This is a genomic window from Spongiibacter sp. C9W (assembly GCF_057370015.1).
Genome location: NZ_CM170672.1, coordinates 987,818 through 1,007,657, shown reverse-complemented (window position 1 = coordinate 1,007,657; position 19,840 = coordinate 987,818). Strand labels below are relative to the sequence as shown.

The window sequence follows — 19,840 nt, the reverse complement described above, 5'->3', positions numbered from 1 at the left end:
ATGCGCGACGCGCAGCCCAGTACGATTTACCTGAAAGACTATCGCGTTCCCGACTATTTGATCGACAAAACGTCCCTCAGTTTTCATCTGGGTGAGCGCTCTACCGAGGTAACATCGCGCCTGACAATGCGGCGCAACCCCGCCGCGGAGACGGCTTCGCAGAGCCTGGAGTTGCACGGTGCTGAGCTGGAGTTATTGTCACTGGCGATTAATGGGGATGTTTTACCCGAGGGCGACTGGGAGCAACAGGGCGAGCTGCTTTGTATCCATCGTGTGCCCGAGGCCTTTGAGCTGGAGTGCAAAACGCGAATATATCCCCAAAAAAATACCTCGCTGGAGGGGCTGTATAAATCCAGCGGTATGTTTTGCACACAGTGCGAGGCAGAGGGCTTTCGCAAAATTACCTATTATCTGGATCGACCCGATGTGATGTCGGTGTTCGATGTAGAAATTATTGCTGACGCGGATGCCTACCCCGTGCTGCTGTCCAACGGCAACTGCACCGCTACCGAAGCACTCGACAACGGCCTTCACCGCAGTGTGTGGCACGACCCGTTTCCGAAACCCGCCTATTTATTTGCCCTGGTGGCTGGAAAGCTGTCGCGTATCAGCGATAGTTTCACCACCATGAGTGGTCGTGATGTTGCCCTGCACATTTATGTAGAAGAGAAAGACCTCGATAAGTGCGATCACGCCATGCAGTCGCTGAAAAATGCGATGCGTTGGGACGAGGAGGTCTATGGTCGGGAGTACGATCTCGAGCTGTTTAATATCGTCGCCGTCGATGACTTCAATATGGGCGCGATGGAAAACAAGAGCCTGAATATCTTCAACACCTCCTGCGTGTTGGCAAAGCCGGAAACGACGACCGACGCAGGCTTTCAGCGTGTGGAAGGGGTTGTTGCCCACGAGTATTTCCACAATTGGTCTGGGAATCGCGTGACGTGCCGGGATTGGTTTCAGCTTAGTTTGAAGGAAGGCTTCACCGTTTTCCGGGATGCAGAATTTTCCGCTGACATGGGATCGCCGACCGTAAAACGCGTCGAAGACGTTACGCTGCTGCGTACCGCCCAGTTTGCCGAGGATGCGGGCCCGATGGCCCACCCCGTGCGCCCCGACTCCTTTATTGAAATCTCCAATTTCTACACGGTCACCGTCTACGAGAAGGGTGCCGAAGTCGTTCGCATGATTCATACCTTGCTGGGACCTGAGCGCTTCCGCGCGGGTAGTGATTTGTATTTTGCGCGCCACGACGGCCAGGCGGTTACCTGCGAAGACTTTGTTAAGGCAATGGAAGATGCCAGTGGCGTGGACCTAAGCCAATTCCGCCTTTGGTATTCCCAGGCGGGTACTCCCCAGCTTTCAGTGCAGGGCGACTATGATGCGCAGGCCCAACGCTACACGCTCAGCGTTACGCAGTCCTGCCCTGCCACGCCCGGGCAGGCGGAAAAGGCGCCTTTTCATATCCCTCTTAAAGTGGCCTTACTCGGCGAAGCAGGGCAGCTTCCACTGCAGCTTAAGGGGCAGCCACAAGATACTGAGACGGCGGACAACACTGAGATGGTGCTCGATGTTACCGAGGCCAAACAGCAGTTTGTCTTTGAGAATGTCATCGAGTCGCCGGTTGCCAGTTTATTGCGCGGTTTCTCGGCGCCAGTGAAGTTAAGCATGAACTACCAGCGTGCTGACCTGTTGCGTATCATGCAGAGCGACAGCGATGGTTTTTGTCGTTGGGACGCCAGCCAGCAGCTCGGGTTGGCGGAAATTCGCAATGCCCTTGCGGCGCAAGCTGCTGGAGAGGCCGCTGAGGTTGCGCAAGATTACCTGGATGCCTGCCAGCAACTTTTAGAGGACGCACAGCTCGACCCCGCAATGGTAGCGCTGATGTTGCAGTTGCCCTCGGAAGCGTACTTGGCAGAGTTGATTTCGCCGGTCGATGTGCATGCTATCCACCAGGCCCGTGAAGCCTTGCGCAAGGGTATTGCTACCGCGCTTGTTGAACCGCTGCAGGCGGCCTATCGCCGTTGTGCAAGTGATGAGGCCTATCGACCAAGTGCTGAGCAAATTGCTCGCCGAAGCCTGAAAAATGCAGCGCTGTCCTATTTGATGTATACCTCGCATGGGCCAGAAATGGCGCGCGAGCAATTTGAAACCAGTCGCAATATGACCGACCGAAGTGCGGCATTAAATGCGATCGTAAACAGCGATATGCCCTACAAGTCAGACGCCTTGCAGCGCTTTTATCAAGACTGGCAGCACGAGCCCTTGGTGATTAATCAGTGGTTCCAGGTACAGGCGATGTGCCGCCTGCCCGGCACCCTTGAGCGGGTAGTCGAATTGATGTCACACCCCGCCTACGATGCCGCCAATCCCAATAAAGTGCGGGCATTGGTGGGGGCGTTCTGTGGTCAAAATGCGGTGAATTTCCACAGCGAAGACGGCGCAGGCTATGCCTTTCTCGCCGACAGAGTCATTGAGCTCAATCAACGTAACCCACAGATCGCCTCGCGGTTATTGGGGCCACTGAGCAAGTGGCGGAAATATACGCCTGAGGTACAACAACGTATGAGGGGCCAGCTGGAGCGTATTCTGGCGGAGCCGGAACTGAGCAGCGATGTCTATGAGGTTGTGTCTAAAAGCCTGAAAGACTAGTGCGCTATAAAAATTGATTTTGTTATAACAATATTCGCATTTGTTATAACTGACTGATTTTTATAGCTTTTTATTGTTTTTCTGCAATCATGTGGTAAAGTTGCCAACCGTAATATTGGCAGTGAAGACGATCATGGACATTGATATAGACACATTGAATGCAGAGCTGCGCGACAGGCCCGCGGAAGAGATTATCCGCTGGGCGGTATCGCTGGGGCAGCCGGCGATGTCGTCTACGAGCTTCTCGCCGAATGCCGCTGTGATGCTGAAGCTGATCACTGATGTGGATCCGAGTATGCCGATTGTGTGGGCCGACAGTGGCTACAACGTGCCGGACACCTACCGCGTGGCGGAAAAATTGATCAAGCTGCTAAAGCCCAACTTGAAGGTGTATATCCCTGAAATGACGGCAGAGCGTCGCAACGCCTTGATGGGGGGCATTCCACACCCGGACGATAACCCCGAGCTACATCGCGAATTTACGCGACAGGTGAAGCTTGAACCGTTTAATCGTGCTTTCGAAGAGATTAAGCCGAAAATTTGGCTCACCGGAATTCGAAAAGAAGAGACGGCGTTTCGTCAAAGTTTGGACGTTTTGTCCTGGGACGGGCGGGGCATCTTGAAAGTGGCGCCAATTTTTTATTGGACAGAAGACGACGTTCAGGCCTATATGGCCGAGCACCAGCTGCCCAGCTGCAAGCATTATTTTGACCCCACCAAGGTCGCGGAAAACCGCGAGTGTGGTTTGCATACCTCGGCGTGATCGAGGCTCGGGCTTTTTCCCGGCGCCGCATTTCGCTATGCTGGCGCCAAATTTTATAAGGGCCCCCACATGTATTCGTTGATTCGCCCCCTGTTGTTCCGCCTGTCAGCGGAGACTGCCCACAATTTTTCCCTAAAGTCGTTAGACCTTGCGCACCGCCTGGGTCTTACCGCGGTGCTCAGTGCTAAGCCGGAATCGTGTCCTGTTGAGGTTATGGGTATTCGCTTCCCCAACCCGGTTGGCCTTGCCGCGGGTCTCGATAAAAATGCTCGCCATATCGACGCACTGGCGGCACTGGGCTTTGGTTTTATTGAAGTGGGTACGGTCACCCCGCGTGCCCAGCCCGGTAACCCCTTGCCGAGGTTATTTCGTTTGCCCGCCGCCCAGGCCATTATCAATCGTATGGGCTTTAATAACGACGGTGTCGATGCGCTGGTTAACGCCGTCGAGGCCAGCCGTTACGACGGTGTGCTCGGTATTAATATCGGGAAGAATAAAGATACGCCTGCCGAGCAAGCGGTAGATGACTATTTGCATTGCCTGCGCAAAGTCTATCCATTGGCCAGTTATGTAACGGTGAACTTGTCGTCCCCGAATACACCCGGGCTGCGAGACCTTCAATTTGGTGAACCCCTGCGCGAGCTGTTGAAGGCGCTAAAGAGTGCGCAAGCTGAGCTGGCAGCAGAGCACGGTCGCTATGTGCCGATCGCGGTGAAGATCGCACCGGATATGGCTGAGGTTGATGTTCGAGATGTTGCCAAGGCGTTTGTTGAAGCGGGCATCGACGCGGTGATCGCCACAAACACCACGATCGCCCGTGAGCGGGTGGCTGGGCTGCCCCACGGTGATGAGGCGGGTGGTTTGAGTGGCGCACCCGTGCGTGAGGCATCCACCGCGGTGGTGAGAATATTAAGCGACGAGTTGGCCGGACGTCTGCCCATCATCGGGGTAGGCGGTATTAGTGACGATGCGTCGGCGGCCGAAAAAGTGGCGGCGGGTGCGTCCCTGCTGCAAGTGTATACCGGGTTTATCTACCGCGGCCCCGCATTGATTCGCGATGCGGTGAGCGGCGCCAAGCGAGCGATCACTCGTGCCTAGTGGTGTGTTAGAAGCATTCAGTGTTGCGTTTACCACCTTTTTCGCAACGATCGGCCCCATTGATGTCGCGGCGATGTTCGCCATTTTCTCTGGGGATCTGGATGCGAAAGAACGCCGCCTGACGGCCATGCGAGGCGTGTTAGTGGCCTCGGTCATTTTGTTTCTTTTCGCGCTGCTCGGTGAGTGGATTCTGAGTATTCTCGGCATATCTCTTGCCGCGCTGCGGGCTGCCGGTGGTGTGCTATTGCTGCTGATTGGTATTGATATGGTGGCGGCAAATGGCAGCGGCGCCACCACAACAACGCGAGAAGAGCGGAAAGAGGCGGAAGCGAAGGCAGATATTGCCGTGTTCCCCCTGGCAACACCATTAATTGCCGGACCTGGAGCAATTGGCGCGGTGATTCTGCTAATGGCCCACGCCGAGGGAGATTATCTCCAGCAGGGCGCGGTGGCGCTCGCGCTACTATTGGTGTTACTGGTGACACTGGCGGCGCTATTGCTGGCGAGCCGTTTGCAAACACTGCTTGGCGTCACCGGTATGCACATGGTGAGCCGTGTGTTTGGGGTTCTGTTGTGTGCCTTGGCAATGCAGTTTCTATTTGACGGCATTGCCCAAAGTGGTCTGTTGGGCGCCGTGTCAGCGCCCCAGCAGATTAGCGGCTGAAAGGCTGGCCGATCGCCACTGCCTCGGGGCCCTCAAAGCGAAGTTTGGCGCGTGCCATCGACACACTACACAGCGGTTTTTTCGGTAAGCCCAGTACGCGCAAAGTCTTCGCCAATGAGTGCTCCTCGCCAATTCTAGGCGGGTTTCCCCCCATGCTGAATCGCAGGCCTTCGCCTTCGGTAATGCCCACGGTCTTCCAGGCTTTGCCGTTGCGCACGGCCAGCGATGGCGCTTCTTGTGCCGGCGCTTTGCTCTTTCCGCCGGCTTTTGCACTGATTTCGAAGACCAGTTGATCGTCGTCGTTAAAGCGGGCGCGTGCCTCGTGCTCATTGAAGTGCACATCAACATCGGTAACCCATTTGGGAAAGCCCCAAATATAGCGCCCGGCATGGGTGGTAAAGCCTTGGTTTACCGGCATTCTGTAGACGTAGTTGGCGAGTTTGCCGCGCATAACGCGCCACATTGCGCCGAAAACCGGCAGTGGCTGCGACTCTCCTGGCGTTAGCACCGGGAAGACAATGGCCGCCTCGTTGTAGTCCCCCAGATCGTTTTCCCGATAATCCACGGCAAGAAGCTGCATGAGTGCTTTGCCAGGCCAGAGCTCCACTACTTTGAAACCGGTATCTGCTATCAATGCCTGCGCTTTTTGGCTGTCTACGGTATAAATGTTCATCAACATAGCGGCGTCGTTAACCAGCACAGGCAGGTCGACCTGCTTACCATCAATGTCGTAGCAGCCGTCGCTAATGTGCTTGCATACATCGTTGGTGTGTTTGCCTTCAACCTCTTGTTCGGTTGCGTGGATAGCGGTGTCTTGCATGTCTGAGCCCAGTTTATTGTTATTTCGATGGCTAGATTGTAGCCAGTCGGTGAGTGTTACGACATTACAGTGCTGTAATGGCACATTGTCGGGGGCTGTTCGCTATGCCGCAGCAGTGCAATAGGCGATAATAGTGCCGAGAGTCCTGTGCTCACGCAGGTAGAGAGGATGCATTGATGGCTACAATTCCACGGTTTAAACCACTGATTCCCGAGCTTTCCGCTGGCCGCAATATCGGTATCGCGGAATTGGGGCTTCGCGGATCACTGCGGTTTGCGCAAACGGTCGCTACCGTGTGCCCTCAGGCGCTGAAATGGTTGCTTCAGTGGCGCCAGCCGAAACCGGCGGAGTTGCGCGAGCTGTTCGAAGCGCTGGGCGCTACGTACATAAAGTTTGGTCAGTTCATTGCGAGTTCACCGTCCATTTTCCCGAAAGATTATGTCGATGAGTTCCAGGCCTGCCTGGATCAAACCCCGGCGATCCCATTCACGAAGATCAGGCAGATCGTTGAACAGGAGCTGGGTTGCCCGCTGGAGGAGGTTTATCGGCGTTTTGATGAAACAGCGCTGGCGTCTGCGTCCATTGCGCAGGTCCATGCGGCAACCCTGAAAACGGGCGAAGATGTCGTTGTTAAAGTGCAAAAGCCAGGCGTTCGGGCTGTACTGACGACTGACATGAATACGGTATATGTACTCACGCGGGTACTCGAACTGATTGTTCCCAATACAGATCGCGATGCGGTGGCGGGGCTGGTTGCAGAGATGTACCAGTCGATGATCGATGAATGCGATTTCGTCAAGGAAGCGGGGAACCTTAACGTTTTTCGGCGTTTTCTAGTAGAAACAGGCAATGACCGGGTGACTGCGCCCAAACCCTATCCGAAGGCATCTTCTGCGCGCGTGCTGACCATGGAACGGCTTTATGGTTGTGCGCTAACCGATCAAGGCCTTCTGGGCGGGAGAGACCCCAGTGAAGGGCTATTTAATGCCCTCAATACCTGGTTTGCCAGTTTGACTCAGTGTTCCTTCTTCCACGCCGATCTGCACAGTGGAAATTTACTGCTGCTTGACGACGGCCGTGTCGGCTTCATTGATTTTGGTATGGTGGGCCGTATCCAGCCGGAGGCATGGCAGGCGATGTTTGCGCTATTTAACGGTGTAAGCTCGCAGAACTACCGAATGATGGCCGAGGCGATGGTGGCCGTTGGTATCACACGCGACGAGGTGGATGTAGAGGCGCTCACGCAGGATATTACCGCGCTATTTACCAACCTGAATGCGCTGGACCCCGTGCGGGTATTGGAGAACAACACGGGCGATGGTGTGAACGCGTTGTTGAGTGACTTAGGTGGTATCGCCAGAAACTACGGAATTCGTTTCCCGCGTTCATTCACGATGCTATTAAAGCAGTTCCTGTATTTTGATCGATATATGGAGTTGTTGGCACCCGGTGTTGATTTATTTCGCGATGAACGCGTGGATATGATGTTCAACATGTAGCGCCGCTAGCTAACGGTAAGGCTATTATCGGGTAGGTAGTACACACGATATTTTTTGCGCCGCCGCCGCTGTTAACTACGTCACATAAAAGGCCGAAGCAGATAGGCTTTGCGGGCAGTCATACCAGTTAACGGAAGGGAGGATGTGGATTGAGTCGCGGCTATCCAGTCCTCACGTTGAGAGCATCGGCATTAATCGCTCTGCTCGTCACTGTCGCCGTGCTATCGATTTTGCTCGTGTTAGCAAAGCAGCATGTCGATCTGGCGCAAATCACCGTTTTTTCCCTTCTTTCTCTGGCTCTCGGTTACGCCACCTTTTACGTTTTGAGCCGCCCTCATTTCTCTGCGTTGCTGCGTTTGGCCAATACCTTGCGAAATATTGAACAGGCAAATGGCGCGGCGCCTAGCTTGGAGGTCCCCAAGGGCGAGTTAAAGGAGTTGGGGGAGGGGCTGAGTGCAATGCTTGCCGCGATGGCTTCCAGAGAAGCGAAATTTGTCGCGGCGCAGCGTGAGCTCGAACTAAAGGTGAGTGAGGTTGCGGTAAGCAATGCTGAACTGGCAGCGACGCTGCGGCGTTTAAAAGCGGCGCAGGAGCAGCTGGTAACGACTGAGAAAATGGCATCCTTGGGTGGGCTGGTTGCGGGCGTTGCGCACGAGATCAATACGCCGGTAGGTGTTGGTGTTACGGCAGTGTCCAGTATGAGTAGCCGAATCATCGACGTGCGCAATAAATACCAGGCTGGCGAGCTGGGACACCGGGAGCTGAATGACTTTCTCGACAATACCCAGCAGCACTGTGAATTGCTGCTCAGTAATCTCAGTCGCGCGGCGGAACTCGTCAGCAGCTTTAAACAGGTTGCTGTTGATCAAAGTGCGGATGGTCTGCGTGAATTTGATTTGGGGGTTTATTTGTCTGAGGTTTGGCGCAGTTTGAGTCCTCAGCTTAAGGGCACCTCGCTGCGCTACGACATGTCAGTTAATGATGATATCCGGGTGTTTAATTATCCGGGCGCCTTGTCTCAGGTACTGACTAACTTAGTGATGAACTCCATTACCCATGGCTATGAAAGAGGGGAGGAGGGTCACCTGCAGCTGGATGTTCGCCACGATGGCGGGGAGGTCGAGTTGGTCTATCGCGATGATGGACGGGGAATCGCTCCAGAGCACTTGGGGCAGGTCTTTGAACCATTCTTTACCACCCGGCGAGGCAGGGGCGGAAGCGGTTTAGGCATGCATATCGTCTACAATTTGGTAACTGGGCAATTGCTAGGCAGCATTGAATTGCACAGCGAGCCTGGTTGTGGTGTGGAGGTGAGAATCCGCTTCCCCGCGAATATCCACCCGAGAGCGCAAACTGAAAATGGATAAAAGCGTGTCGCAAGAAAACGATAAATTACAACTGGCTGCCGATAGTCCTGTGGCTAGCAGCAGACATAGTGACCCCTGGAAGTTGCTGGTAGTTGACGACGAAAAAGTCGTGCACTCAGTCACGCGGCTCGCCCTGGAAGATTTTGAGCTAGGCGGGCGCGGTTTGCAGATGATCAGCGCGTATTCGGCTGCCGAAGCGCAGACGCTACTTCAACAACACGACGATATCGCCGTGATCTTGTTGGACGTGGTCATGGAAACCGATCATGCCGGGCTGGAGTTGGCGCGCTATATTCGTGAAGAGCTCGGCAATAACTTGGTGCGAATCATCCTGCGCACGGGGCAAGCGGGGCAGGCGCCTGAGCACGAGGTAATTACGCGCTACGACATCAATGATTACAAGGAAAAAACCGAACTCACCCGCCAGAAATTATTTTCCACCGTCTATACTGCCCTGCGCTCCTTCAGGGATCTCAGCGCGCTAGATAATAATCGACGTGGATTGTTGCGGGTCATCGAAGCCTCCGCGGCAATTTTTGAGCGCAGGCAAATGCACGCCTTTTACGACGGTGTGCTTGAGCAGATGATCGCTTTGTTATACCTAAATCGTGATGCGATGCTGATTCGAGCCTCGGGCATCGTAGCTGAAGCCCGTGAGCGTAAACTACAGATATTGGCCTCAGCAGGTAAATTTACCAATTTCGAGGGTGAAGTGAGTTGTGACGCCTTCGACCAACTAACCGGTGAGCGCTTGCGAATTGCTTTTGAAAATAAATCCAATAACTATGGCGACAATTACTGGGTGAGCTATTACCAAACACAGGCTGGAACCGAGCAATTATTGTACGTGTCCGCGCGAGATAATTTTTCGGTTCCTGATATCCAGATGATCGAGCTTTTTGTAAGAAACGTGGCAATCGCGCACGATAACGTGGAATTAATAGACAGCCTGCGAGATGGAAAGGGCGATGACGGGAGTGGGAGATAACAGTGGCTATCGATGACCCCCTAATGCTGGCGGCAGACACCACGATACAGGGTGAGAATCAGACACCAAATCAGGCGTCAAAAACGTGGAAGATCCTGATTGTCGACGATGAAGAAGAAATCCATGTAGTGACGCGTTTGGCATTGCATGACTTCACCTTTGGCGGCCGGCAGTTGGAGTTTATCAGCGCCTACTCGGGTGCTGAAGCGAAGACCATGATTCGCGAGAACCCCGATGTGGCAATTATTTTGCTGGACGTTGTGATGGAAACGGACAGTGCCGGTTTGGATGTGGCGCAATATATTCGTCAGGACCTTGGCAACCATTTTGTTCGCATTGTACTGCGAACCGGGCAGCCCGGTCTGGCTCCGGAAAGGCGGGTGCTGAAAGTCTATGATATCAATGACTACCGCGCGAAAACCGAGCTCACTCAAGACCGTTTGTTCTCGGTCATTTACACGGCGTTGTCATCCTATCGCGACCTGGTTTCCCTGGCGCGAAGTCGTCACCAGCTTATCGGCTTAGTCAATGAAATTGAGCAGTTGTCTCACTTAGCGGCAAGAGATCTGCAGGTGCCGTTAAACGAAGTAGTCGGTACGATTCGTCGCCTGTCCTCGCAAAAACAGGAGGCATTGCCTGCTGCAATTGCCGAGGATGTCATGGATATGCGGGAAAATATTTATGCGATGCAATCGGCGTTGAATAAGCTCGTTGCCCTGACGTCGGTTGGGCGTTTCAACGAGAGCCGCGAAACCGTAGACTGCAATGCAGTGATCCACGAGGTGTTGGTGAATCTCGATGCTGAGTTTCGCGCTAGCAGCGCCAATCTCCACTGTGAAACATTGCCCACGATTCACGCCTGCCACCGGCAAATGGTTCAGCTATTCCAGAACCTGATCAGCAATGCCATTCGCTTCACAGAAGGTCATGCACCGGACATTTATATCAATGCCGTTACCCACGAGCGGAACTGGTTGTTTTCGGTGACGGATACCGGTCGAGGTATCAGCCCTGAGCAGCATAGTAGCTTGTTTAACCTGTTCCATCGCGATAGCACCGAGGGTGTCTCCAAGGAATCTGGTGTGGGGCTGGCGATATGCGAAAAAATCGTGCGCTGGCACGGTGGGAAAATCTGGTTGGAGTCTGAGGTCGGCAAGGGGTCGACATTTTACTTCACCATCCCTCTGAGCGAGTAAGGGGCGAGCGATGCGTGCTGACTGGATCGTTTCGGGCCTCTCACAGGCGATACTGTGCACGGATAGCGAGGTTAATATCTGTTATCTCAACCCCGCGGCTGAGCAGCTATTAGCGGTAAAGAGTAGCAATGTGTGTGGCAAGCCGGTCAGCGAAGCGCTCGGGTTAAAGGATGAGGCCGGCGGCATGTTAACGGCGGCCTCGCTGAAAGACCTGTGCTCGCAGGGTCATGAGGCGAGACTGCGTTTATTGGCAGAGGGAGGCGCGCACGAAGCCGAGCTAGCGGCGGGTGTGTCGCCCGTCCACGATGGGGCGGGAGAGCAAGTGGGTTACAGTCTCATGCTTGCATTTCATACCTTGTCGAATCTCGACAACGCCGGTGCGGTGAGCCACCTCGACCCATTAACCTCTTTGGAAGGACGAAAGGAATTCGAGCACCGCATTGATAACTTGGTGAATGATGCTGCCACCAGCTCCCGCACTCATGCATTGCTCTACATCGATATTGACCAGTTTAAGCTGATCAACGACACCAGTGGGCATGGCGCGGGTGACAACCTGATTAAGGTGGTTGGGGAGTGTATTCAAGATGAATTGTTTACCGGCGACCTACTTTACCGTTTAGGGGGCGACGAGTTTGGTGTGCTGTTGAGCAATGTTGACGCGTTTGAAGCACGCGCTATTGCCACACGCTTGGTTAAGGCCGTTAAGCGCATCAATTTCAACTGGGGCAATATCAGCCACCGCGTATCGGTAAGTATTGGCGTTGTCCTTATTGACCAGTATTCCCTGGAACGTCAGACCGTGATGAGTCAGGCCGATGTGGCGATGTACTCCGCTAAGGATAATGGCCGAGATCGCGTTCACATATACGATGTACAAGATAAGAACCTTAGTCGCCTGCATGACGAGATGGATTGGGTGCATCGTATAAACGAAGCCCTGAGCAACGACGACTTTTGTCTGGTGCGCGAGCACATCGTATCGCTGGGTGATGACACCTCAGCGCTAAGCTATAGTGAGTTGTTGCTTCGCATGAAGTACAAAGGCGAGCTGCTCAGCCCGGGGCAATTCATGCCAGCGGCGGAGCGCTTTGGCCTTATGCCGCAGGTGGACCGATGGGTTGTCAATGCCGCCATTGCATACCTTCGCGCGAATCCACAGTTAAAGCCTGGCGAAAATATGTTTTCGGTTAATATCTCCGGGCAGTCACTGTGTCAGGAAGCCTTCCTTGAGTTTGTCTATAGAAAACTTCGCCGTGGTCATGTTGATCCGGGGCTGATTTGTTTCGAAATTACTGAAACGGTTGCGATCACCAATTACTCAGTAGTGACGCGCTTTATTGAGCGCGTGCATGAATTGGGAGGGCAGTTCGCACTCGATGACTTTGGTACGGGCATGTCGTCCTTCGGATATCTGCAAGAGCTGCCGGTGGATTTTGTCAAAATAGATGGGCTCTTTGTCCACGATATGGACACCAACCCCGTGCACGAGGCCATGGTTCGATCTATCAATGACATCAGTCATGTGCTTGGCAAGCGGACTATTGCGGAGTTTGTCGAGCGAGAGTCAGTGCAAGACAAGCTGCGTGACTTAGGTGTCGATTTTAGTCAGGGGTATTTGCACGGTCGCCCAGCGCCGCTGTTAGATGGCAGGGCACAGGCGAACTCCTGATAAGCCCGGTTTGCCTGAAATTCCTGCCACAGTTTGCTCAAATGCCCGGATTTCTACTCCATTTCGGCTCTAGTTCACACTCTTTTGGCATGCTATAACTATGCGTTATTGTGCAGTAACCTGATTTCCGGGGCGCTGTGTCGACCAAAGAGTGTAGTTATGCTGCTTTCCAAGCAATGCAAGTCATTGAGTAACAAGATTTTTCGTGCGCCGGGTGCCGAGTACCTCGCCACGAGTAAAGCGATTATTGATAGCGCTGAAGTTTCTCCCGAAGGGACGGGAATGGAAGCAGGCGATGTCGATGCGATATGGCAGAAAGCCGAGGCTTTACACCGCAGCGGTATGCACCCGATGGTTAGCATGACCCTTCGTCGCAACGGTAAGCTTTTGATTAATCGCAGTATTGGCTACGCGCGCGGCTTGGAAAGCGGCGAACCCGAGGTTGCCGAGCTGAATACCCCCGTGTGCTTATTTTCCGCCTCCAAGGTGGTAACGGCGGTACTGATCCACAAGCTTGCTGAAGATGGACTGATTGACCTCCTCAATCCGGTCAGCCACTACATTCCCGAATTTGCTCAGGGCGGGAAGGCGAATATCACCATTTACCAGCTATTGGCGCATCGCGCGGGCGTTCCGGGTGTGCCACCGGGCACGCCAACGGAGATTCTTTTTGATCCGCAGGCCGCGCTGGAGAAAATCTGCGCGGAACCGGCCTTATGTGAAGACGGCAGGGTCGTTGCCTATCATGCAATCACCGGTGGTTTCGTGCTCGCCGAGCTTATTCGGATATGCACGGGCAAAGACATTAATACCTACCTGGATGAAGTGATCCGCAAGCCTATGGGCATGCGCTTTTTCCGTTACGGGCTAGAAGAAGCGGACCACCACCACGTCGCTAAAAATTATATTAGTGGTATGGCGAATATCGGCCCGGTAGGCCGGCATTTAGAGAAGGTGCTGGGAACGGATGTCGATTCCGTTGTGCATTTGTCCAACACCGCAGACTTCTTAAACGCGCAAATCCCAGCGGGCAACCTGTACGCAACGGCTGAAGAAGCCAGTCGTTTTTTCCAAATGTTGGTGCAACAAGGGGAATGGCAGGGTAAGCAGGTGTTATCGCCGCTGACAGTCAACCGCCTTACACGGGAGGCGGCGCGCCCACAATTTGATCGCTCGCTGATTATTCCCATGCGATATAGTGCTGGCGCTATGTTAGGTGGCCGTCACATTGGCGTGTACGGGCGTAATACACCCTACGCTTACGGGCACTTAGGATTTTCTAATATCCTTTGTTGGGCAGACCCCCAGCGGGATATCGCGGTGTCCATTCTCAATACCGGCAAGCCCGTTGTGGGCAATCATATACTGAGCTTGCTGGGCTTGGTGGACGGAATCAGCACGCGTTGCGCGCCATGCAAGAACATGGAGATATTGAACAGTAAAATGCCGCGATTTTCGTTGAACACCTAGTCATTTTATTGTTCACCGACTCTGTTATTATTGTATAACTAACTGGCACTAGTGAACTAAGCATCAGTGCTGATACTCAGTTCGCACACAAGCTGCTACGGTGATGTGTTATTGCCCTGGTACACGGCTAAAACAGGAAGACCATGCCCTCTACAATTAAGAAGCTCGACAAGAAATTGCAGGAAGCCTCCAGCTTTGATGAGTGGAAGTCGCTGGCTCAGGAACACGATCGCAGCTCGGGTCGGGCTCACTGGAAGAAGATAGACAAGACTAGCTTGTACGATTACGCCTCGATTCGTTCTCGACTCGAGCGTCTCAGGTATTTTCGCGAGAATAACGACAATATTGGGCTGCTGTTCACCCTCAATGAAGGGATACACGGCAATATGGGTGGCATGGGTAAGCCCGTGCTGTACTCCCGTGCAAAATTTGGCACCAAGGAGCTGATTGGCGACTACGTCGATGCCATTGTCGATGCCCTGGATCACCTGAGTAATTTGGACTGTGATCAGCCCGGCTTTGTGGAGCGCTTGGACTTTTTCCGTCGCGCGAATAAGTGTTACGGGAAGTCGGCGTTGATGCTCAGTGGCGGGGCGATACTGGGCAATTTCCACGTTGGTGTGGTTAAGGCGCTGATCGAACAAGACCTTTTGCCCGACGTTATTTCCGGCGCCAGTGCCGGCTCGCTGATCGCTGCCGTGCTCGGCACAAAAACTGACGAAGAGTTGGGGTATTTCCTCGATACCGATAACTTGTTGCAGGAATTGCGCTTAGAAATGGAGCTGGTCAACAACGACCTGTCCAGCACGACTCCTCGCATCAATCACCGCATGCTCAAGGAGAAGATCGCCAAGCTGGTACCGGATATGACCTTCCAGGAGGCCTTTGAAAAAACCGGTCGCCACATTAACATTTCGGTCTCGCCGTCTGATGTTCACCAGACTTCTCGCCTACTCAATGCGGTTGCCTCGCCCAACGTCTATATTCGCAAAGCGGTTCTCGCATCGTGTGCAGTACCCGGCGTATTTCCGCCAGTGATGTTAGAGGCGAAAAACGTCCACGGACATCCCCAGCCCTATTTGGCGACGCGCCGTTGGATCGATGGTTCCTTCAGTGACGATTTGCCTGCTAAGCGTTTATCCCGCCTGTACGGCGTGAACCACTTTATTGTCAGCCAGACCAATCCCATTGTGCTGTGGATGTTGCACGATGCGAAGTCGGATCAGGCGGGTGTCGTTAAGTCACTGCGGCACTTCACAATGCGTAGCCTTAAAGAGTGGTACAAGGTTAGCAACGGCCTGATTCAAAAATACTTTAAGTCCTCACCAAAGGTGCGACGGCTGGCGAATATGGCCAATGCGGTCATCAGTCAAGAGTACACAGGGGACATTAATATTATCCCGCGCTACCGCTTTTTTGATCCGCGCAAGCTTCTCAATGAGCTGACAGAAGATCAATTGCGCTTCTTTATCAAAGAAGGGGAGCGAGCGACCTGGCCGAAAATTGAAATGATTCGTACCAGTACCAAGATCAGCCGGAAGTTGGCAGATATTTTGGAACGCTATGAAGATGAAGAGATGGTGCGACTGGGTAAGAATCACCAACACCACCTCGGCGCAGAGATGCCGCGAAGCCGTCGCGCCTAAGTCATTAATCTCCCGCTAAGCCCCGCTTGAGCTTGAACCGCAGCGGGGCTGCTCGTACTATTTGCTTTCCTCAGGCCTGCCTAACAACGGAGAGTAGTATGGTCGAAGCTACAACCTTTACCCCCTATATATCAGCTTTTGGTGGCGCCTTAATTGGCTTGTCAGCCGTTTTGCTTATGTGGTCTGTGGGCCGTATTGCCGGGATATCCGGAATCGTTGCCGGGGCAGCCTTGGAACACGGTGAGGAGCGTAACTGGCGACTGCTGTTCCTGCTGGGGTTATTCATTGGCGCGGGCGCAACAGCGGCGCTAAGTGGGGCACTAGACGATATTCAGCCCCTGGTGTCGACGCCGGTGCTGGTTGCCGCAGGCGTACTCGTTGGTGTCGGTACGTCTATGGGCTCAGGCTGCACCTCTGGTCACGGCGTATGCGGCATCTCGCGTTTTTCCTGGCGCTCGATTGTCGCCACGTGCCTATTCATGTTGAGCGGCTTTGTTACGGTATTTGTGATGCGCCATGTACTGGGAGAAGGCCTGTGAAGAATATTGTCATAGTGTTGGCGGGGGCCTTGTTTGGCGCTGGTATTGCGATTTCCGGAATGGCCAATCCGGCCAAGGTACAGAATTTCCTCGACCTCTTCGGGGTGTGGGATCCGAGTTTAGCCTTTGTTATGGGCGCAGCGCTTGTAGTTGCAACACCCGCCTATTTTTTCGTTTTTAAAGCGGGTAAACCGAAATTTGCTGAGCGTTTTCACTTGCCCGAACGCAAGGATATTGACCGCAAGCTTGTGGCCGGAGCCGTGCTGTTTGGCATGGGATGGGGCTTGAGTGGTCTTTGTCCCGCTCCGGCACTGGTAGCGATACTCAGCGGTATTGGTCACTTTGTTGTGTTTGCCCTGGCAATGCTTGCCGGCATGATCCTTCAGCGGCAGTTTATGTCGCGATAGCGCCTGTGGAAAGTGCCGGATTGAGTGTAAACTGCAGGCTCTTAAAAAATAAGCGCCTAGCGCGATGGGAGTGCTCATGACGGTAAGTTTGCAATTTGAGCAGGATCTGGAAACGGTATGGAACCGACTTCAAGACCCTGATTTTCGTGTGGAACGCAGTTTAGCGCTGGGTGAACTCAGCGCCGATTGCGAAATTGAGGATCACGGTGACACGCTTACTGTGCATATGACGCGTGAAGTGACGAGGGAGTTGCCGTCAGTACTGGCTAAGGTTTTTAACTCGAAGCAAACGCTCAAATTTGTCGAAGAGTGGCAGGCCGATGGTGACGGATGGTCCGGTACCATTCAGATTACCGTAGACGGCCAGCCGGTGGTGCTGTCTGCAGAAATGTCGCTTCAGCCAAAAGGTAGTGGTTGTGAATACCGCGTTAGCCACCGCTGCAAGGCAAAGATCCCCCTGGTTGGTGGCAAAGTTGAGAAATTCGTCTTGTCCCAGACCGATAGCGGTGCGGTGGATGAGTTGAACTACCTCAAGTCAGATCTTGGCTGAGGCCTTCTCAGGCTGCTTGCTGGCGATCCAGTAATGCAGCCTGCAGATCCTGCGGCGCGCGCAGGCGTTTAATCTCTTCGAATAGCCCTGCGGCCTCTGGGTAGTGGCGGCGCAAATATCCCAGCCACTGCTTCACGGGCCCGCCAACATGGCGCGGCGCACAGTTGACCAGGCTGTCCTGAAATAGCTCGCGCACCATTGGAAATATCTGCTGCCAGTCTTTGTCCTGGTAGCCATCGCCAGCCTGCGCGGCTTTAATCGACAGGGCGAGGTCTGGGCGCGACAGAATTCCTCTGCCCAGCATAATATCGTTGCAGCCACTGTCATTTAGGCATTTCTCGGCATCTGTAGGACTCCATATTTCACCGTTCGCGACAATGGGGATTGCGAAACGCTCGCCTGCCGGGGCGATTTCATGCCAGTGGGCGGGCGGCGTGTAACCGTCATCGCGCGTGCGAGCGTGCACTGTCAGCTGCTGGGCACCGCCGTCGACAATGGCGGCGACGACATCCAAAAATCGGCTGCGGTCGCGGTAACCCAGGCGGATTTTTACGGTCAAAGGACAGTGCTTGGGGAGAGCCGCTCGGATTTCACCCACGATGTTGTGGATCAGCTCGGGCTCGTCCAGCAGCACAGAACCGCCTCGATGGCGATTGACGCATTTAGCTGGACAGCCGAAGTTTAGATCGACGCCCAGTGCGCCCAGCTCCGCCGCGCGCGCGGCGTTGTCGGCCATCGGTAACGGCTCGCTGCCCAGCAGTTGAACGTACACTGGAACGCCACTGGGGGTTTTGCCGTCGCGTTGCAGTTCAGGGCAGAGGCGATGGAACACCCTTGGCGGCAGCAGTTGATTGGTGACGCGAACAAATTCGGTAATACAGCGGTCGATGCCGCCTGCGCTGGTCAGCAGTGCGCGCATGCGTGCGTTGACGACACCCTCCATCGGGGCAAGATGAATTTGCATGGCGTGGATGCTCTGAGAAACGTAAAATAGGTGATCAATGTCGGCGCATTATAGCGAGCTTGCCGGCATCTTTGGGGAATTTACCATGGCAGTGACTAAACGTTCCGGCATATTGTCGATATTGCTACTGACCGTTATAGCCGGCGTAGTGCTGGCTGTGGTTCAGGCCTACTCGATAGCGCCGGATGCTGAAGCGCTGGCCGAAGAGTCAGAAATCTTTAACGCCGACGACGCGCAGTGGTTTGGTGAGGAGCCCGAGACCCGCAGAGTCGTCGTGGGTTTGGCCGTGCAACACGCGCAGGGGGGCGAACAGGCCCTGGTTGCGGTTGACGGGCAAGAGCGCTTTGTGCGGTCGGGTGATACCTTGGCGGCGCCCTGCCTGCGCGTTGCAGAAATTCTGGACGCGAGCCTCCTGCTGGACAGTTGTGGGGCGTATCAATTGTTGCCCATTGGCGGCGGTGGCTTCCACTATAAGCCGCTGGCGACTGGCAGGCCCCAGCCAGCAGCGAGGGTGGAGACCGTTGATCTGCGTGGCAACAATGCTGTCACCACATTGGTTGCTGAATACCTTGAGCGCTTGTATACCTCGCCACTGTCGCTGCGCGGGGCGGTGAAAGTAGAGCGTAAGAAGTCGGACTCCGGTGAGCGGGAGTACTACCTTTACCCGGGCAAAGATGAACGCCTTTTTTCCCGGATGCCGCTTCGTAGCGGCGATCGCTTGCACGCCGTCAATGGCATTGCGCTGAGCGATAGCGAGGCGTTGAGCGACTTGTATGAGCGTCTCGACGAGGTGGAGGCGATCACCATTACTTTGGCGCAGAAGCAACAGAGCACCAAGATAGTATTAGTGTCCTTGCCAGCGACCGTTCAGGCAATGATTCGCCTCGCAGCCGAGTAGTTGCTTCGCAGAATTCAGTGCGCATTTTCTTGCGAAATGATTGACTTTCCTTAATATTTTGTCGGCCTCTCGGGTAGTATACTGAGCCAAACAATAGCGGCGACTCAGCTGCCCCGCAGCACTGTACGGAGAGAACGATGAGCGACTATAAAAAATGGGAATGTGTTATCTGTGGCTTCATTTATGATGAGGCAGAGGGTATTCCCGATGACGGTATTCCCGCTGGCACACGCTGGGACGATGTTCCCGAGGACTGGGAGTGCCCCGATTGTGGTATTAGTAAGTTTGACTTCGATATGGTTGAGGCTTAGCCACCTGCATCACCGACACTGCACTCTGCCGCTGATTTTCAGCAGAGTGCAGCACCCCTCAAAAATTACCTTCCACTGTGCGCCTCGCACATTGCCTCTGTTACACTAGGCCGGATTTGGCGCAAAAGCGTCGTTCAACTGTCCAAGACCAGAGGTAACTATGCAAATGATAAAAAAAGCCTTGTTATTATCTTCACTGTTGTTGGCGGCCGCCTGTGCTCCCGAAGTGGGTTCCGAGGCATGGTGCGCGGCGATGAAGGAAAAGCCCAAAGGTGATTGGAGCGTCAACGAAGCAAGCGACTACACCAAACACTGCGTATTTAAATAGTGATAAGC

19 protein-coding genes are annotated in these 19,840 nt (G+C 54.1%); 17 read left to right on the top strand and 2 right to left on the bottom strand.

Annotated elements, in window-relative coordinates:
* From pepN to AC2Q8J_RS04820, 4 genes are all read left to right on the top strand, one after another.
* Window positions 1-2,652, top strand: coding sequence for an aminopeptidase N (gene pepN / locus AC2Q8J_RS04835; protein ID WP_486452270.1), 2,652 nt, complete (start codon window positions 1-3; stop codon window positions 2,650-2,652).
* A 133-nt stretch (window positions 2,653-2,785) separates the two neighbouring features.
* Complete coding sequence (locus AC2Q8J_RS04830) at window positions 2,786-3,415, top strand: phosphoadenosine phosphosulfate reductase domain-containing protein (protein ID WP_286694855.1); 630 nt, start codon at window positions 2,786-2,788, stop codon at window positions 3,413-3,415.
* A gap of 69 nt (window positions 3,416-3,484) precedes the next feature.
* Window positions 3,485-4,513 carry a quinone-dependent dihydroorotate dehydrogenase gene (locus tag AC2Q8J_RS04825; RefSeq protein WP_486452269.1) on the top strand — a complete coding sequence of 343 codons (1,029 nt, stop codon included), beginning with the start codon at window positions 3,485-3,487 and terminating at the stop codon, window positions 4,511-4,513.
* Window positions 4,506-5,177: a MarC family protein gene (locus AC2Q8J_RS04820; RefSeq protein ID WP_286694857.1), complete on the top strand. Its 672-nt coding sequence runs from the start codon at window positions 4,506-4,508 to the stop codon at window positions 5,175-5,177. Before AC2Q8J_RS04825 ends, AC2Q8J_RS04820 begins: the two co-directional genes overlap by 8 nt.
* Here AC2Q8J_RS04820 and AC2Q8J_RS04815 read toward each other — a convergent pair.
* Complete coding sequence (locus AC2Q8J_RS04815; RefSeq protein WP_486452268.1) at window positions 5,167-5,997, bottom strand: acetoacetate decarboxylase family protein; 831 nt, start codon at window positions 5,995-5,997, stop codon at window positions 5,167-5,169. The genes AC2Q8J_RS04820 and AC2Q8J_RS04815 overlap by 11 nt on opposite strands.
* 176 nt (window positions 5,998-6,173) lie before the next feature.
* Here AC2Q8J_RS04815 and AC2Q8J_RS04810 point away from each other — a divergent pair, with 176 nt between their 5' ends.
* From AC2Q8J_RS04810 to AC2Q8J_RS04765, 10 genes are all read left to right on the top strand, one after another.
* Window positions 6,174-7,496 (top strand): ABC1 kinase family protein, encoded by a 1,323-nt coding sequence (locus AC2Q8J_RS04810; protein ID WP_486452267.1) that lies wholly within the window; start codon window positions 6,174-6,176, stop codon window positions 7,494-7,496.
* Between the two features lie 149 nt (window positions 7,497-7,645).
* A complete protein-coding gene (locus tag AC2Q8J_RS04805) occupies window positions 7,646-8,863 on the top strand; it encodes a sensor histidine kinase (RefSeq protein WP_486452266.1) in 1,218 nt (405 codons plus the stop codon).
* A 4-nt stretch (window positions 8,864-8,867) separates the two neighbouring features.
* Window positions 8,868-9,851: a DUF3369 domain-containing protein gene (locus AC2Q8J_RS04800; protein WP_486452265.1), complete on the top strand. Its 984-nt coding sequence runs from the start codon at window positions 8,868-8,870 to the stop codon at window positions 9,849-9,851.
* A gap of 2 nt (window positions 9,852-9,853) precedes the next feature.
* Window positions 9,854-11,047 (top strand): sensor histidine kinase, encoded by a 1,194-nt coding sequence (locus AC2Q8J_RS04795; RefSeq protein WP_288362570.1) that lies wholly within the window; start codon window positions 9,854-9,856, stop codon window positions 11,045-11,047.
* 10 nt (window positions 11,048-11,057) lie between these two features.
* Complete coding sequence (locus AC2Q8J_RS04790; RefSeq protein ID WP_486452264.1) at window positions 11,058-12,719, top strand: putative bifunctional diguanylate cyclase/phosphodiesterase; 1,662 nt, start codon at window positions 11,058-11,060, stop codon at window positions 12,717-12,719.
* A 159-nt stretch (window positions 12,720-12,878) separates the two neighbouring features.
* Window positions 12,879-14,189 (top strand): serine hydrolase domain-containing protein, encoded by a 1,311-nt coding sequence (locus AC2Q8J_RS04785; RefSeq protein WP_486452263.1) that lies wholly within the window; start codon window positions 12,879-12,881, stop codon window positions 14,187-14,189.
* A 143-nt stretch (window positions 14,190-14,332) separates the two neighbouring features.
* The gene (locus tag AC2Q8J_RS04780; RefSeq protein ID WP_286694865.1) at window positions 14,333-15,835 is read left to right on the top strand and encodes a DUF3336 domain-containing protein; all 1,503 of its coding nucleotides are present in this window, start codon (window positions 14,333-14,335) and stop codon (window positions 15,833-15,835) included.
* A 98-nt stretch (window positions 15,836-15,933) separates the two neighbouring features.
* Window positions 15,934-16,374, top strand: a complete 441-nt coding sequence (locus AC2Q8J_RS04775; RefSeq protein ID WP_286837864.1) for a YeeE/YedE family protein — start codon at window positions 15,934-15,936, stop codon at window positions 16,372-16,374.
* On the top strand, window positions 16,371-16,781 hold the full coding sequence (locus AC2Q8J_RS04770) for a YeeE/YedE family protein (protein WP_204997023.1): 411 nt from the start codon (window positions 16,371-16,373) through the stop codon (window positions 16,779-16,781). The genes AC2Q8J_RS04775 and AC2Q8J_RS04770 overlap by 4 nt, the downstream gene beginning before the upstream one ends.
* Window positions 16,782-16,857: 76 nt before the next feature.
* On the top strand, window positions 16,858-17,331 hold the full coding sequence (locus AC2Q8J_RS04765) for a DUF2505 domain-containing protein (protein ID WP_486452262.1): 474 nt from the start codon (window positions 16,858-16,860) through the stop codon (window positions 17,329-17,331).
* A gap of 7 nt (window positions 17,332-17,338) precedes the next feature.
* Here AC2Q8J_RS04765 and AC2Q8J_RS04760 read toward each other — a convergent pair whose 3' ends face one another.
* On the bottom strand, window positions 17,339-18,295 hold the full coding sequence (locus AC2Q8J_RS04760) for a tRNA dihydrouridine synthase (protein ID WP_486452261.1): 957 nt from the start codon (window positions 18,293-18,295) through the stop codon (window positions 17,339-17,341).
* A 37-nt stretch (window positions 18,296-18,332) separates the two neighbouring features.
* On the opposite strand from AC2Q8J_RS04760, the gene AC2Q8J_RS04755 reads away from it, so the two are divergent.
* The 3 genes from AC2Q8J_RS04755 (at window position 18,333) to AC2Q8J_RS04745 (ending at window position 19,832) form a co-directional block, all read left to right on the top strand.
* Window positions 18,333-19,193, top strand: coding sequence for a hypothetical protein (locus tag AC2Q8J_RS04755; protein WP_486452260.1), 861 nt, complete (start codon window positions 18,333-18,335; stop codon window positions 19,191-19,193).
* Between the two features lie 137 nt (window positions 19,194-19,330).
* On the top strand, window positions 19,331-19,504 hold the full coding sequence (locus AC2Q8J_RS04750) for a rubredoxin (protein ID WP_027872826.1): 174 nt from the start codon (window positions 19,331-19,333) through the stop codon (window positions 19,502-19,504).
* A 160-nt stretch (window positions 19,505-19,664) separates the two neighbouring features.
* On the top strand, window positions 19,665-19,832 hold the full coding sequence (locus tag AC2Q8J_RS04745; protein ID WP_204997026.1) for a DUF3012 domain-containing protein: 168 nt from the start codon (window positions 19,665-19,667) through the stop codon (window positions 19,830-19,832).
* Window positions 19,833-19,840: the final 8 nt, after the last annotated feature.

Bases quoted from the DNA above. Each gene is read 5' to 3' on its own strand.
- pepN (WP_486452270.1), top strand. From the start codon at position 1: ATGCGCGACGCGCAGCCCAGTACGATTTACCTGAAAGACTATCGCGTT.
- AC2Q8J_RS04830 (WP_286694855.1), top strand. From the start codon at position 2,786: ATGGACATTGATATAGACACATTGAATGCAGAGCTGCGCGACAGGCCC.
- AC2Q8J_RS04825 (WP_486452269.1), top strand. From the start codon at position 3,485: ATGTATTCGTTGATTCGCCCCCTGTTGTTCCGCCTGTCAGCGGAGACT.
- AC2Q8J_RS04815 (WP_486452268.1), bottom strand. From the start codon at position 5,997: ATGCAAGACACCGCTATCCACGCAACCGAACAAGAGGTTGAAGGCAAA.
- AC2Q8J_RS04810 (WP_486452267.1), top strand. From the start codon at position 6,174: ATGGCTACAATTCCACGGTTTAAACCACTGATTCCCGAGCTTTCCGCT.
- AC2Q8J_RS04790 (WP_486452264.1), top strand. From the start codon at position 11,058: ATGCGTGCTGACTGGATCGTTTCGGGCCTCTCACAGGCGATACTGTGC.
- AC2Q8J_RS04785 (WP_486452263.1), top strand. From the start codon at position 12,879: ATGCTGCTTTCCAAGCAATGCAAGTCATTGAGTAACAAGATTTTTCGT.
- AC2Q8J_RS04780 (WP_286694865.1), top strand. From the start codon at position 14,333: ATGCCCTCTACAATTAAGAAGCTCGACAAGAAATTGCAGGAAGCCTCC.
- AC2Q8J_RS04775 (WP_286837864.1), top strand. From the start codon at position 15,934: ATGGTCGAAGCTACAACCTTTACCCCCTATATATCAGCTTTTGGTGGC.
- AC2Q8J_RS04765 (WP_486452262.1), top strand. From the start codon at position 16,858: ATGACGGTAAGTTTGCAATTTGAGCAGGATCTGGAAACGGTATGGAAC.
- AC2Q8J_RS04760 (WP_486452261.1), bottom strand. From the start codon at position 18,295: ATGCAAATTCATCTTGCCCCGATGGAGGGTGTCGTCAACGCACGCATG.
- AC2Q8J_RS04755 (WP_486452260.1), top strand. From the start codon at position 18,333: ATGTCGGCGCATTATAGCGAGCTTGCCGGCATCTTTGGGGAATTTACC.
- AC2Q8J_RS04750 (WP_027872826.1), top strand. From the start codon at position 19,331: ATGAGCGACTATAAAAAATGGGAATGTGTTATCTGTGGCTTCATTTAT.
- AC2Q8J_RS04745 (WP_204997026.1), top strand. From the start codon at position 19,665: ATGCAAATGATAAAAAAAGCCTTGTTATTATCTTCACTGTTGTTGGCG.